Here is a 13,823-nt window from a genome sequence, read left to right as displayed (position 1 = left end):
GGGGTACACTCATGAATCGACATCCTCACTCCCTTTGCGGCATGCAGGCACAAGAAGACCTGGCGTTGCCATACGCCACGATATTTTATGAATCGCAGGAAGCCATTATGGTTACCGATCGCTACTCCAGAATCGTCAGCGTCAATCCTGCTTTCATCGCGATAACCGGGTACGACGCGTCCGATGTCATCGGACAAACCCCGAGCATGCTGAAATCGGGAACGCAGGATGCGGATTTTTACGTGAAAATGTGGGCTTCTATTCATAAGGACGGCCAGTGGGAAGGGGAAATCTGGAACCGCAGAAAGAACGGAGAAATCTACCCGGAGTGGCTTACGATACATTCCGTCAAGGACGACGAGGGGTGCCCGCTCCACTACGTCGGAATGTTCACCGATATTACCCATCGCAAGAATACGATCTCCAGGCTCCGGTTGCATGCGCAAGTATTCAGCAACGCCAGCGAAGGGATCATGATTACGGATAAACGGCTGAGAATCCTTGCCGTTAACCAGGCTTTCACGACGATGACCGGGTATACCGAACAAGAAGCTATCGGGCATACGCCGGGATTGCTGAGCTCCGGCATCCAGAACCAATATTTCTATATCAAGATGTGGGAACGAATCCATTCCTCCGGTTTGTGGCAGGGGGAGATTTGGAATCGTCGCAAAAACGGAGAATTGTATCCCGAGTGGCTGTCCATCTCGACGCTTCGAGACGAACAAGGACATATCACGAACTACATAGGCATGTTCACCGACATTACGGAGCGCAAGCAATCCGAAGAGCATCTGAAATATTTAGCCCACTTCGATCCGCTGACCGGATTGCCCAACCGCACTCTGCTCTATGAGCTAATGAACGAAGCTACGGCGCGAGCCGCCCGAGGCAAGCGCAATCTGGCCGTGTTATTCGTCGATCTGGACCGATTCAAGATGGTCAACGATTCCTTGGGGCACAACGTAGGCGACAAGCTGCTTCAGCAGGTCGCCGACCGGTTAAGCTCGGGCGTTACCAAGAACGACATCGTTTCCCGCTTGGGCGGCGACGAGTTTATTGTCGTTCTGCAAGATTTGCAAGAGCCCTCGGAGGCGATTACGGCGGCTGAGCGGATGATCTCTTCGATGAAGCGGCCCTTTGTCGTCGAAGACAACGAACTGTATCTTACCGCCAGTATCGGGATATGCATGTGTCCCTCGCACGGCGACGATTTCAACACCTTAGTCAAGCATGCCGACCTGGCCATGTACGAGGCCAAAACGCACAACGGCGGTTACCAGCTATTCAACGCAGGCATAATGGACACGTTCAAGCGCAAGCTTGATTTGGAGAACGAGTTGCGGTGGGCGGCCGCCAAAGGCGAGCTGCAGGTCTACTATCAGCCTCAAGTGAATGCCGAGAACGGCCATATGGAAGGCATCGAAGCGTTGCTTCGTTGGAATCATCCTACGTTAGGTCCCGTCTCGCCTAGCGAATTCATTCCGATCGCGGAAGAAACCGGCATCATTATGGATATTGGCAGATGGGTATTGAAAGAGGTATGCGCTCAGTTGAGATCATGGCAGGAGGAATCGCTAACCGTTCCGACGATTGCCGTTAATCTATCCGCAAGGCAGTTCATGGCACCGGATCTGGTCTCTTCCGTCCGCGATATCGTGCGCCGAACTCCGTGCGATCCGCAACAAATCGTCATCGAGATTACGGAAAGCAGCAGCATGAACGATATCGAATCGGTGCTTCCGCTCCTTCACGAATTCAAATCGCTCGGATTCCAGATCGCGATAGACGATTTCGGCAAAGGCTACTCGGCGCTAGGGTACATGAAGCAGTTCCCGATCGATATTCTGAAAATCGACAAGAGCTTCGTCCAAGAGCTGACGAGCGACAAGAAGAGCGCGGTCATCACGAAAGCGATTATCGACATGGCGCACGGCATGAACCTGAAAGTAATCGCGGAAGGCGTCGAGACGACCGAACAGCTGGAATATTTGCGGACAATGGACTGCGATATCGTGCAAGGCTATATCATCGACCCGCCTATGTCCTCGGACAGGCTGGAATCCCGTTACCTAATAGGAGTGTAACCCGCATGCCCATCGAAGTAGATCACGATCTACTAAGTACGCAATTGAAAATGATCGATCTGACGCAAGAGGATTTACGGAACGTCCATGCTCTCCAGCCGCTCATTCTCGAGCATATCGACGAAATTATCGAAACCTTCTACTCGACTATTTTGGAAGTATCCAACTTGAAAAAGATCATTACCGATAACAGCACGGTCGAGCGGCTTAGGACGACGCTTAGGCAGCATATCATCGAAATTTTCAGCGGACATATCGACAACGGGTATATTCAGAAACGGTTGCGGATCGCCGAGGTCCATCAACGCATCGGCCTCGAATCCAAGTGGTACATAGGAAGCTTTCAGAACTTGCAGAACGCTTTCCTGGATATCATTCACCGCTCCATTCCGAACAGCAAGCAATGCCTGACCTATACCAAAGCCGTCACCAAGCTTCTTAACTTCGAACAGCAGCTCGTTATCGAAGCCTACGACCTGAAGAGTCTCGAGGCCAGGGAAAAAGTTCACGAGCAAGTCAGGCAAGAGGTGAAGCATAAGATCGGTCTCGTCAGCCAAGAGCTGGCCGCGTTAACGGAACAGACGAGCGCCTCGACCGAGCAGCTCGTCGCCAGCAGCAACCAAGTCAACGAACTATTCCTCCACAGCGCCGACATGGCTCAAACCTCTCGACAACTCGCCCTGACAGGCTCGGATAAGCTTAACGAGCTAGAAACGCAAATGGAATCCATTCTTGAGCGCTCCTTGCAAATGGAGTCCTCTCTCTCCGAGCTCATTCAATCTTCGGATCAAATGAGAACGATCGTACGCATCGTACAGGAAATCTCCGCGCAAACCCGAATCCTGTCGTTCAACGCCTCCATCGAGGCAGCGCGGGCCGGCCAACACGGAGCCGGTTTCGCCGTCGTGGCGAGCGAAGTCAAGAAGCTATCCGAAGAGACCACCAAAGCCGTCAAACAGATCAGCGAGCTCATCCAACAATCCAACTCCCAATCGCAAGAAGTCGTGCAATCGATATTGGAAGTCCGGCAGCTGGTACAATCCGGACGCGTGCAATCCGAGCAGACCGGGAAAGCGTTCGAGCGTATTCTGATCGCGTTCGAGAGCAGCCTCGCCGAAATCAATAAATTAGAATCGGAGTTGAACTCGTTAGTGAAGGCAATCGAGGAGGTCGGCCGGGCGACGACTAAAGTGGCAAGCTCCGCCGAAGACCTAAATACGGTAACGCAAAATTTCTAATCCAAATTTCATAGCGAAACGGAGGCTGGTTCCCCATCGGGTCCGGTCTTCGTTTTTTTGGTTATTATTGGTTGACGCCAGCCTCTTTCTTTTGATACTGTATCCATATCAGATATATCCGTTATGGATATATCTGATATGGATACATTAACTGTCGATTGGGCGGAGGTGGGGAATTTGTCCCGCAACAATACATTGGAAATGGAACAATTAACCGATGCGGCCTACTACATCTTGCTATCCCTGCTCGTTCCTAGACACGGGTACGGCATCATGAGCTATATCGAGAAGCTAACGAACGGCGAAGTCGCTATCGGTCCCGCGACGGCGTATACGCTGATCAAGAAGCTGCTGGACAATGGAAGTATCGTTTTAACGGGAGACGATAGCCAAGAAAGGCGCAAAACGTACGCCATCACGGACAAAGGAAAGCAGCTCGTTTCCAACGAGATCGAACGGAGAAAGAGAATGGCGGAGCACGGAGATCAAGCCCGGATATCGGCGAAGGAGGAGCATGACAATGGCTAGGAACAAACGTTACGTGTCGTCGGGGGGACTCGCCTTTACGGAGCAAGGGGATATGAACAAGTTAAGCCGGCTTGCGGCGAAAGGCTGGCTGCTGGACTCGTTCGCTCCATTCGGTTACAAAGTTCGCAAGAGCGAACCTCAGCAGCTCATTTATAGCGTGGATTACAACAATGTAAAACCAAACGAGATGGAAGACTATATCGAACTGTTCGAGGCCGGCGGATGGTCGCGGGTATGCTCCAGCTCCAACATTCATATTTTCTCCGCGGTGCCGGGAACCAAGCCGATCTATACCGATAACGAGACGAAAGTCGAGAAATACAAAAGGACCGTCCGAATGCTCCGGCCGCTCCTCGTTATCCCGCTTCTCACGGCGATCCTGTTCGTCCTGTCGTCCCTGCCCGCCTCGTCGACTGAGGAAACAACGGCTCTGGAACAAGCATTCAAGACGGCAGGGTTGATCGGCCTCGTTCCTAGCTTGCCGATCCTTATGACTTACGCAGCTTACCGCGTCCGATTAAGACGGATTAAGTAATCGCCCGGGTTAGGCTTCCTTGCGCTCGCATCTCCAACATGTAAGGCCGCTAACTCTCCGATAGAGAGAGCAGCGGCCTTTTCGGTTACAGTTTATTCTCGCGCAGGAGATTTAACGCGGTGTGCATTTTGTCGATATAAGCCTGCTCTCCGCCGGTACACATGAATTTGACTTGTCCGCTCCCTCTGCCCGACGCTACGCCGTAACGGCTAAGCAAAGCCGCCAGCCTGCGGATCGTTCCGGCGTTCCCGTTAACGATCTGAATGTGCGGGGGCAGTATTTCCTGAAGGATGTTCGTGTAGAACGGGTAGTGCGTGCAGCCGAGCACGACGATTCCGTAATCGTCGAGATTGTAGGCAGCCAGCTTCTCGCGGAAATAGTCGCCTATAATGCGCCTGTCGAATTGCAAAGCTTCGCAATAACGGACGAGCTCCGGCAAAGGCAGCGAATCCACGATTCCCCCGTCGTCCACCCTGGAGACGAGCGCGTAATATTTCGGCAATTGCAACGTTAACTGCGTTGCGAAGACCAGTACTCTTTTGCCGGTAGCGCGGTTCATCTCGACCGCGGGTTTCACCGCCGGCTCCATCCCGACGATCGGCAGGGAATACCGCTCCCTCAGCTCGTTAACGGCGATGCTGGTCGCCGTGTTGCAAGCCACGACAAGCGCCTCCAAGCCTTCGGCCATCATCGTCTCGACGGCATCCAATATATACGATCTGACCTCGTCTTGCGATTTCGTTCCGTAAGGAACATGCAGCGTATCCGCCATATAGAGATAATCCTGCGCCGGAAGCCTCCGCAACGACTCCTCCAACACGGTTAATCCGCCAATGCCCGAGTCGAAAAATCCGATTGTCATATGTCATCTATTCCTATTAAATGTAGTAGAAGATATGTCTAGCCTATCGCGTTCAAAGCCTCGCCGCAAATGTAAATGTATTCCACGCCGAGTTGCCGGCGCGTTCGGTAGGGAGGGCTCTTAGCCCTCTTTAAGGATAGCAGTTTTCGGATAAAAAACAATCCGTCTTTCTATAAGGACAAGGAACTATGATACACTGGGAAATAAGAGACTGAAAGCGACAAGGGGTTAGATGGGATGAAGCTCGTTTCATGGAACGTGAACGGCCTGCGGGCATGCGTCAATAAAGGCTTTAACGATTATTTCAAGCAAGTCGGCGCCGATATTTTCTGCCTTCAGGAGACGAAGCTGCAGGAGGGACAAATCTGCTTGGAATACGGGGAAGAATATGCGCAGTATTGGAATTACGCGGAGAAAAAAGGTTATTCCGGCACTGCTGTCATCACGAGGATCAAGCCTCTATCCGTAAGATACGGAATGGAAGAAGATTATGAACCCGAAGGCCGCCTGCTTACGCTTGAGTTCGGAGACTTCTATTTGGTAACCGTGTATACGCCGAACGCCAAGCGCGATCTCTCCAGGCTGGATTACCGGGTCGAGTGGGAAGATCGCTTCCGCGCCTACCTGCTGGAATTGGACAAGCATAAGCCCGTCATCGTGTGCGGCGACCTGAACGTGGCCCACCAAGAGATCGACATCAAGAACGCCAAAGCCAATCGCGGCAACTCCGGCTTCACAGACGAAGAGCGTGGGAAAATGACCGAGTTGCTGGAAGCCGGCTTCATCGATACGTTCCGACACCTGTACCCGGATAGGGGAGATGTCTTTTCGTGGTGGTCGAACATGCCGGGCGTTCGCGAGCGGAACGTCGGCTGGAGAATCGACTATTTCCTCGCCTCCGAGCGTCTGGCTCCCGCGATCGCCGATGCGCAGATCGATTGGGAAATCAAAGGCAGCGACCATTGTCCGGTCATCTTGGACATCGGGGTTACGGGATAGCGTTATGCCAACACTCTATTTCGCTGGGAGCAGCCTTGTTTGGACGCAATAGCGTTACGCCAACACCTTATTCGTGATCGATAGAGCCGATTTCGTCCATCTCGGATTCATTACGCTATGCCAACACTCTATTTCGCTCCGAACGACCTTGTTTGCACGCAAAAGCGTTATGGCATCACCTTATCATGCACAAGGCCGGAAACCCTAGGGTTTCCGGCCTTTGTTTCCCGCAGCCAAATCTTTCGCGTACTGCGTCAGGCTTGTTTCCGGCTCGGCATTAAGCTCATCGCGTATCAGGCGCGCGAACTTATCATAATAAGCCCCGACCGCTTCATAATCCCCCATCGCGGCATACATCTTGATGATCTCCAGGCAAATCTCGTCGGAGTATGGCTCTTGCCCATGAAGCGCGATGAGTCGCCCGAGGGCGTCTTTCTCCCTGCCCGTCGCCGATTCATATTGGGCGAGGCTGTTCGTCAGCCTTACGTATTTCTGCCTCAGCTCTCCTCTGCGCGACGCGGCCCAATCGTAATCGTGCTCCTCCAAATAATCTCCCGTATACAATCCCAACGCGCGAGCAACCGATTCTCTCTGCGATTCCGTTTCGACGGACGCTATAGCCGTATCCCGTTCGAACAACTCTTTATCCACCGTCAGGCTGTCGCTTGTTAACCTGTAGCTATCCAAGGCGAACTCGATCGCGGCTTTTACGTTCCATTCCTTCAACATTTTGCGGATTTGATATACCGAAGTATGCAGCAATACCATGATTTTCTCGTACACGCCGCCGGGCCACAACGTTTCCAGCAATTGATCCTTGGAAATCCATTGATCCTTGTGATGGATGAAATAAGCGAACAGCTCCTGGGCTTTCAACGTTCGTAACGCCCGCAAATGCTTGAGAGACGTATTCGACGTTTCCCCGTCATGAAGGGCAAGCCTTTTGAAAGTCGTCACCTGAGGCTGAACGGGTTCTTCCGTCTTGACCCGAATTCTGCCTAAATCCTCGATAATCCGGGTGACGGTCTTCTTGAACCTCTCCGGGTGAACGGGCTTAAGCAAGTAATCCAGAGCGTTCAGATCGAACGCTTCGATCGCGTATTCGGAATATGCGGTAATGTATACGATTCGGATCTCCGAATCGATCTGCCGAATATGCTCCGCCGCTTCAAGCCCGTTCAGCCCGGGCATCTCGATATCCAGAAAGACGATCTCCGCCCTGTTCTTCTCCAGGTACTTGATCCCCTCGCGGGCGGAAGTGAACTTAGCGGCCACTTCCAAGCGGCCGTCGCGCTCCAACAACCATTCGATCTGGGCAAGCGCCGGTTTCTCGTCATCGATCAGTATCGCTCTCATCCGTTGTCTCCCCCCCATCCCTCTCATCTTCGGCGGATCTCGCGACGGAATCTCTCGGGAACCGGAAGCTAACGATCGCGCCCCGCTCCTGCCCGTTGCTTATAACCAATCCGCTGCCGTATAAATTCACGAGCCTCCGGTGGATATTGCTGAGCCCGACTCTCCCGGTCCCCTTATCCGATTGCACCTCGGCTAGCCGCTTCTCCGTAAATCCGACTCCGTCGTCCTCTACCCTGACCATAATATTACCGTTCTCTTCCGTAATGCCGAGCTTGACCGTGCCCCCGGCTTCTTTTTTCATTACCCCGTGGTTAACGGCATTCTCGATAATCGGCTGGATGGTCAGCGGAGGAATCCGCACCTGCAAATCGCACTCCACTTCCAACCGTACGTTCAACCGCTCTTCGAATCTCGCCTTCTCTACCGCCAGATAGGATTTCACCAGTTCCAGCTCCTTGCCGATCGTCGTCAGCTTGTCCCGGTTATGGAAGTCGAAGCTGCTTCTAAGAAACTGGCTTAGCTCGACTAACAATTCCATGGCTTTGTACGGGTCGACGGGACAGACGGCGATAATGGTATTTAACGCGTTGTATAGAAAATGAGGCTTGATCTGCGCTTGCAGAAACGCCATCTCCGATTGAACGGCAAGCTTGACCGATCCCCTCAGCTCGAGCAACGTTCGAACGCGCGCCCTTAACTCGCCCGCATCGACGGGCTTACTGATGTAATCGTTGACGCCCGCCTCGAATCCGATTCGGATATCTTCGGGATTGCTCTTGGCCGTCAGAAGCAGAACGGGCAGCTCGGATAACATGAACCTTCCCCGAATCGCCCGGCAAAGCTCGATTCCCGACATCCCCGGCATCATCCAGTCCGTGATCACCAGATCGTATTTCATGCCCGGCGCCATAATTTCCTGAAGCGCTTCTCCCGCGCTGCCGACCGCGATAACCTCGCACCGTTCCATGGACAGCAAATGGACAAGCACCTGAAGGTTAACCGGATCGTCGTCCACGATCAGAACCCTGAACTCCGTTTCTCCGCGGTCCGCCGAAGGGACGACCTCCCCTTGCATGTCCCAATTCGGCACGGCCGCAGCGGCAACCTCCGCCATCCCCTGCTGAACGGATAGCTGCGACTCTTCCTCCAGACAGGGCACGGTGAAAAAGAAGGTCGTGCCTTGGCCCTCGGCCGACTCCGCCCAGATCGTTCCTCCCCCCAGCTCGACCAACTGCTTCGTAATTTTCAGCCCCAGCCCGGAGCCTTGGAACTTGCGACTGGAAGCCCTGCCTTGCCGGGGATGTAGAATCGCCGTTAACTGTTCGGCGGGCATCCCTATGCCCGTATCCGTGACTTCGACCGTTACATAACCGTCTTCCGCATAAGCGGATACGGATATCTCTCCGGCGCTCGTTGCCTTGATCGCATTTCCGAGCAGATTATAGAGAATTTGCCGCAGCCGATCCTCATCGGCATCCAGAAGCGGCAGATTGCCGGACAGACGTTGGACTATGCGCACCTGCCTGTCCGCCAGAGTGTGCTCTATTACCTCGACTACGGCATGAACGACCGGCTGGAGATGAACCGCTCGTTTGACCAGCTTCAGCCCTCCGCTGCGCAGCTCGGCGAATTCGAGGATTTCGTTAATGATGACCGAAAGCTGTTTGCCCGTCGTCACGATCATGGACAGGTGCTGCGCTTGCTTTTCGTTATTCAGCGATCCCGTTGCCCCCTCCAGCATGGACTGGGCAATGTTGATCATGCCGTGCAAAGGCGTTCGCAGCTCGTGCGACGTATTGGCCATGAATTCGTTCTTTAGCCCGTCAAGGGTCAGCAGCCTCTCGGACAGCTTCTCTACTTCCCTAGCGGAATGAGTGACCCGTTTCGCGAATAGCGCGGCCTGGGCAATGAAAAAGATGACCATCTCGTAAGCGACGAGGTGCAACCCCGCCCATACCCCTGACAAATAAAGCACATAGAGGACGATCATGATTAGAACGCTCTGCGCGCTAAGCAACCAGTAGAAGTCGATTGGCGAATTCCGTTGGCGCCCCTTCAACATTAAATACATCGAATAGCCGACCACCGTCATGCCGTTGAACAAAATCAAAATTTCCCACTGGGAGATAAACAAGGAGGACCCGCATACGATAACGCCTATCCAGGTAAGCGTAAGCCATGTCGCTACGGGTATCGCGTATTTATGCGCTTCTCCCGGGCTGGTCAAAGCTACGGATCTCAGCAAGAAATAATAGACTAACGACGAAGAGATCGGCTGAATCTTCAACACGACCCAGTAAGGAATGCCCGGAAGCAACAGAGCGATCAGCTTCTCTCCTTGGGTCAACATATAGACTAGGCAAACCAAGCAGAACAGCGCTAAAAATAACAAGCCCTTCTCCTGCTTCCTCAAGCCGTAGAGCAACATGCCGAATACGGCCGGAAGCAATAAACCGGTCACCGATGCGGCATCCTTTATTACGCTGAACAGCTTGCTGTTCGTCACGGAAGCTTGATCTCCGAAGGAGATCGAATAGATGATCCCTCCCGTTGAGTAGCTGTAATTCGCAACCTGTACGATCAATTCCGCGGAATCCCCCTCGATGGAGGCGTACCCTGCGTAAGGAATGTTATTTTGCACGCCCTCCGATCGAATTGCAGCTGGCGATCCGCTTGAGCCAACCTCTTGTCCGTTCAAATAAATCCGGTTAGCCATTCGAATATTCGAAGTTTTGATTCCGTATAAGCCCTTTGACGAGTCGGGCAGCTTGATCTTCAATCGATAAGTGCCGTAGCCGATTCCTCCCTTGGATCCGTCCCCGTGCAAATAGCCGTTCCAATTGCCGGGAACGCTGACGAACTGACCATCGCCCGCCAGCTTGTCCGGGGCAAGGGCGCCCGACGCGAAATCCTCCGGCTTAAGAAGCCGATTCCGATAGAACTCCCACTCCCCGTCCAGCCGAACCGTACCGTCGCCCTTGAAATCCCATTCGCTCAAATCGATGACGCCTTCGCTGGCTCTCACGCCATCCCGCGATTCGAACTCTATCCAAGCGAACATCAGCACGGTTAATATTAAAATGGCAATCATAACCAAACCCATGATTCGCTTACGCTTGTCCATCATTCGGCTCCTCGGCATCTCTCTGTCCTTCCATTCGTTATTCGAATTATATCAGAATTATTCCGCCTTAAACGAGAGTTAAGCCTGTCGAGAGCATCGCTTCGACAGGCTTCCACGGCATGAGACGCAGGAGCGCCTGCCATTCATGCACGGCGGTTGTTTTCCTCCAGTATAATCGGGATTCTGAACCCATTCTGAACTTAGAGAACAGCGTCCGAATTAACCTCTAGCCGATCATCTTGGACTCCAGCAGTTTGCGGACTTCATCCTTCAGCGATTGCAAAGGATAGCCGACCAGCCTCGCCAAATCGGGGGAAACTGATCTCGTATCCGACAGAGGAAGCATCCCGTACAAGGGATTATTCATGGAGGGGTCCGCGCGATGAACGACTCGGCGTCCCGACGCCTCCGACAGCGCGCGCGCTAGATCGCCTAGATTCCATGCTCGCGAAGCCGTGAGCTCATACATTCGGTTCTCATGCCCATCCTCCGTCAGAACGGTTGCCGCGGCAGCCGCCAGATCCTCTCTGGACGCCGCATTAAACGTCCAATCCCCGGGCGGGCTGAGCAGAATGCCGCTCGATACCGCTTCTCTTAAACCTAGAAATCTAAGAACATCCGTATAGGTCGCATTTCGAAGAATCGTATAAGACAGACCAGAGGCACGGATCGCTTGTTCCGTCTGAAGATGCATCGCATGCAGTGGTAAGCGCCCTTTCTCCGCATAGGCGAAGCTTGTATAGAAAAGATGTTCGATTCCCGTTTCCGCTGCCGCTTCGATCGCGGCCGCGTGTTGTTTCAGACGAACGGTATCATCGGAATGGGAGGAAGATACGAGCAGCAGCCGAGAGGCTCCGCTAAAAGCTTCCCTAAGCGATTTCGGGTTGTCGTAATCTCCGTATCTAACCTCCGCCCCTTGCCGCCTGAAGGGTTCGACTTCGACTGCATCCGGTCTCCTTACGCTAAGGATAAGATCTTCGGCTCGCATGCGATTGAGCAATTCGTTTGCAATTAACCTCCCAAGATTGCCGGTCGCGCCCGTCATGACGATTCTCATTGTTCAAATAACCCCTCTCGTTATTAGTTAAACATTTAACTATATTCCTTAAAAGAAAGGAACTACGGAGTCGCAGTCCCCTTTTGGAGCTTGCCAAGCAGTGTTAACAATTGTACTTTTTCCTCATCGTTAAGGCCTTCCATCCGGGACGCGATGACCGACCTGTTCCCCGGCAGCACGTCCCGCAACAAGCGCTCTCCCTCCGGAGCAAGAACGACGATTCTCTTCCGTCCGTCTTCCGGATGGTCCGAACTCGTTAGATAACCCGCTTCCTCTAACGGAACGAGCAAGACGCTTATGTTCGCCCTCGTCACGCCGATTCGAGCAGCCAAATCCGATGGCAGGATCGTACCGCCGGCTTTGGCGATTTCCACGAGCAAACGTATTCGCGCTCCGTTCAAGCCTTTGGAAGACCAGTACTTCTCGGAGAAACCGATCAAACGCGCCGTAGCGTCCACCAGCGAGAAGAACGTTCGGGCTTCGAGCGGGAGCTCCGTCACGTACCGTTGAATGTCATTCATTTATGCCATCGCCCTTAATTAGTTAAATATTTAACTATAATGTATCTAATGAGACGAAGGCTGTCAACAGCCAACGAATCGCAAAAAAACCGCGAACTCCCCAGAGCGAGGGCTCGCGGCCTTTCTCTAAAGCAGATCGCAGCTTATCTTAACGACCGCCTTCTTAATCTTGCCGGGTACAATGCCGCTAACGCCCGGACGATGCAGATCGGCGGGGAAAAACACGGCGAACATTCCCGGCTTCAAGAGCAAGTCCATCTCGACGGCAGGATCCTCGTAGAGGGCAAAGTCCTTGCTCTCCAGCTCGTCCTGGCAAACGATATGATCGGAGGATCTTCTAGCGTAACCGATGACTTCTTCTCCGTCGATCAAATATTGAATGTCGACATATCGCTCATGCGATTCCAGCTTCTTGTCCGTTTTCGGCGCCGTCTCCAGCTCTTGAATGAGCAAGAACACGCGGTCGCCGTCCCATTCGTATTTCCCCGGAGCCAGCGCCTTCAAATCCGTCCGTTCCAGCCTCAAGAGGGCTTCCCGCAGCACCGGATGAACAATTTCGAACTCGCGCGTCGCGAGCTTGGAGCTATCGCCGAATATCATAGTAGCAACTCCGTCCCCTAGGATTCCTTAGCTTTGGCGCTTTACGCATCTGTTTTACCACGAGGTAAGCCCGCCGTCAATGACGAGGTTATGTCCTACCGTGTAGTCGGAGGCTCCCGAAGCCAAATAAGCGATCGATCCTTTCAGGTCGATCCGGTCCCGTCCCATTCGCCCTAGCGGAACCAGCTTCGTGTAATTCTCGACGAATCGGTCCGGCTGCGCCCGGTAGAAGCCTCCCGGCGAGATCGCGTTAACATAGATCCCGAACGGAGCCAAGGATACGCCGATCCCCTTCGTAAGATTGATGACGCCCGCCTTGCTGGCCAAGTAATCCGGTACGGTCGGGGACAACCCCGAACCGGGATAAATTCTCAGATCGCGTCCTACGATTCCGTCGATGGAAGCCATGTTAATGATTTTCCCCGAACGGGCTTGCTTCATATGAGGAGCGACGGTGCGGCATCCTAGGAACACGCTCGTTAGATTCGCGTCCATCGTATATTTCCAATCTTCCAGCAGACGAGTCTCCAAGAACTCGAATGAAGGATCGTCCTCGATCGTCTCCGGAACGGTCGATACCTTGCGTCCGCCGGCGTTGTTGACGAGAATGTCGATCTTTCCGAAACGTCCGACAATATCGCCGACGACCTTCCTCCAGCTCGCCTCGTCCGTTACTTCCAGTTCCGCTCCGACAACAAGCGCGCCGGTATCCGCCGCGAGCCGCTCCGCCGTCCGATCCGCTTCCTCCTGGCGGCGGCGGGTGACCACGACGGTCGCCCCCAGCTCCGCCAACGCTTCCGCCGCATCGTAACCTAGATTATTCCCGCCCGTAACCAACGCGATCTTCCCCGTCAGATCGAACAACTGCCGTACGTTAACCCTTGCCTCCACTTGCCTTCGCCTCCTCCGCTCTCGC

12 protein-coding genes are annotated in these 13,823 nt (G+C 53.5%); 5 read left to right on the top strand and 7 right to left on the bottom strand.

Features of this window, described 5'->3' with window-relative positions; genetic code table 11:
• The first annotated feature begins 11 nt into the window (after positions 1–11).
• The 4 genes from FPL14_RS15685 to FPL14_RS15670 all read left to right on the top strand — a co-directional run bounded on the left by FPL14_RS15685 (position 12) and on the right by FPL14_RS15670 (position 4,388).
• On the top strand, positions 12–2,087 hold the full coding sequence (locus FPL14_RS15685; protein WP_182298415.1) for a sensor domain-containing protein: 2,076 nt from the start codon (positions 12–14) through the stop codon (positions 2,085–2,087).
• A 5-nt stretch (positions 2,088–2,092) separates the two neighbouring features.
• On the top strand, positions 2,093–3,325 hold the full coding sequence (locus tag FPL14_RS15680) for a globin-coupled sensor protein (protein ID WP_182298413.1): 1,233 nt from the start codon (positions 2,093–2,095) through the stop codon (positions 3,323–3,325).
• 138 nt (positions 3,326–3,463) lie between these two features.
• Positions 3,464–3,853, top strand: a complete 390-nt coding sequence (locus tag FPL14_RS15675) for a PadR family transcriptional regulator (RefSeq protein ID WP_182298411.1) — start codon at positions 3,464–3,466, stop codon at positions 3,851–3,853.
• Positions 3,846–4,388, top strand: a complete 543-nt coding sequence (locus FPL14_RS15670) for a DUF2812 domain-containing protein (RefSeq protein WP_182298409.1) — start codon at positions 3,846–3,848, stop codon at positions 4,386–4,388. The genes FPL14_RS15675 and FPL14_RS15670 overlap by 8 nt, the downstream gene beginning before the upstream one ends.
• A gap of 85 nt (positions 4,389–4,473) precedes the next feature.
• Here FPL14_RS15670 and murI read toward each other — a convergent pair whose 3' ends face one another.
• Positions 4,474–5,250, bottom strand: a complete 777-nt coding sequence (gene murI, locus FPL14_RS15665) for a glutamate racemase (protein WP_182298407.1) — start codon at positions 5,248–5,250, stop codon at positions 4,474–4,476.
• A 237-nt stretch (positions 5,251–5,487) separates the two neighbouring features.
• Between murI and FPL14_RS15660 the strand changes: the two genes are divergently transcribed.
• Complete coding sequence (locus FPL14_RS15660; RefSeq protein WP_182298405.1) at positions 5,488–6,249, top strand: exodeoxyribonuclease III; 762 nt, start codon at positions 5,488–5,490, stop codon at positions 6,247–6,249.
• Between the two features lie 204 nt (positions 6,250–6,453).
• Here FPL14_RS15660 and FPL14_RS15655 read toward each other — a convergent pair whose 3' ends face one another.
• From FPL14_RS15655 to FPL14_RS15630, 6 genes are all read right to left on the bottom strand, one after another.
• Positions 6,454–7,605 carry a response regulator gene (locus tag FPL14_RS15655; protein WP_182298402.1) on the bottom strand — a complete coding sequence of 384 codons (1,152 nt, stop codon included), beginning with the start codon at positions 7,603–7,605 and terminating at the stop codon, positions 6,454–6,456.
• A complete protein-coding gene (locus FPL14_RS15650; protein WP_229263525.1) occupies positions 7,583–10,747 on the bottom strand; it encodes a hybrid sensor histidine kinase/response regulator in 3,165 nt (1,054 codons plus the stop codon). The genes FPL14_RS15655 and FPL14_RS15650 overlap by 23 nt, the downstream gene beginning before the upstream one ends.
• A 208-nt stretch (positions 10,748–10,955) precedes the next feature.
• Positions 10,956–11,786: an NAD(P)H-binding protein gene (locus FPL14_RS15645; RefSeq protein WP_182298400.1), complete on the bottom strand. Its 831-nt coding sequence runs from the start codon at positions 11,784–11,786 to the stop codon at positions 10,956–10,958.
• A gap of 62 nt (positions 11,787–11,848) precedes the next feature.
• Positions 11,849–12,307: a MarR family winged helix-turn-helix transcriptional regulator gene (locus tag FPL14_RS15640; RefSeq protein ID WP_182298398.1), complete on the bottom strand. Its 459-nt coding sequence runs from the start codon at positions 12,305–12,307 to the stop codon at positions 11,849–11,851.
• A 126-nt stretch (positions 12,308–12,433) separates the two neighbouring features.
• Positions 12,434–12,907, bottom strand: a complete 474-nt coding sequence (locus tag FPL14_RS15635; protein WP_182298396.1) for a NanQ anomerase/TabA/YiaL family protein — start codon at positions 12,905–12,907, stop codon at positions 12,434–12,436.
• A gap of 54 nt (positions 12,908–12,961) precedes the next feature.
• The gene (locus FPL14_RS15630; protein ID WP_182298393.1) at positions 12,962–13,798 is read right to left on the bottom strand and encodes an SDR family NAD(P)-dependent oxidoreductase; all 837 of its coding nucleotides are present in this window, start codon (positions 13,796–13,798) and stop codon (positions 12,962–12,964) included.
• Positions 13,799–13,823: the final 25 nt, after the last annotated feature.

Origin of the sequence: Cohnella cholangitidis (assembly GCF_014107495.1) — a bacterium.
Taxonomy (GTDB): Bacteria; Bacillota; Bacilli; order Paenibacillales; family Paenibacillaceae; genus Cohnella; species Cohnella cholangitidis.
The sequence above is the reverse complement of the archived record's forward strand: the minus strand, read 5'-3'. Positions and strand labels throughout refer to the sequence as shown.

What these genes read in the sequence shown, in the direction of transcription:
- FPL14_RS15680 (WP_182298413.1), top strand. Translation starts at nt 2,093, where the DNA reads ATGCCCATCGAAGTAGATCACGATCTACTAAGTACGCAATTGAAAATG.
- FPL14_RS15645 (WP_182298400.1), bottom strand. Translation starts at nt 11,786, where the DNA reads ATGAGAATCGTCATGACGGGCGCGACCGGCAATCTTGGGAGGTTAATT.
- FPL14_RS15670 (WP_182298409.1), top strand. Translation starts at nt 3,846, where the DNA reads ATGGCTAGGAACAAACGTTACGTGTCGTCGGGGGGACTCGCCTTTACG.
- murI (WP_182298407.1), bottom strand. Translation starts at nt 5,250, where the DNA reads ATGACAATCGGATTTTTCGACTCGGGCATTGGCGGATTAACCGTGTTG.
- FPL14_RS15660 (WP_182298405.1), top strand. Translation starts at nt 5,488, where the DNA reads ATGAAGCTCGTTTCATGGAACGTGAACGGCCTGCGGGCATGCGTCAAT.
- FPL14_RS15675 (WP_182298411.1), top strand. Translation starts at nt 3,464, where the DNA reads ATGGATACATTAACTGTCGATTGGGCGGAGGTGGGGAATTTGTCCCGC.
- FPL14_RS15655 (WP_182298402.1), bottom strand. Translation starts at nt 7,605, where the DNA reads ATGAGAGCGATACTGATCGATGACGAGAAACCGGCGCTTGCCCAGATC.
- FPL14_RS15640 (WP_182298398.1), bottom strand. Translation starts at nt 12,307, where the DNA reads ATGAATGACATTCAACGGTACGTGACGGAGCTCCCGCTCGAAGCCCGA.
- FPL14_RS15685 (WP_182298415.1), top strand. Translation starts at nt 12, where the DNA reads ATGAATCGACATCCTCACTCCCTTTGCGGCATGCAGGCACAAGAAGAC.
- FPL14_RS15650 (WP_229263525.1), bottom strand. Translation starts at nt 10,747, where the DNA reads ATGCCGAGGAGCCGAATGATGGACAAGCGTAAGCGAATCATGGGTTTG.
- FPL14_RS15635 (WP_182298396.1), bottom strand. Translation starts at nt 12,907, where the DNA reads ATGATATTCGGCGATAGCTCCAAGCTCGCGACGCGCGAGTTCGAAATT.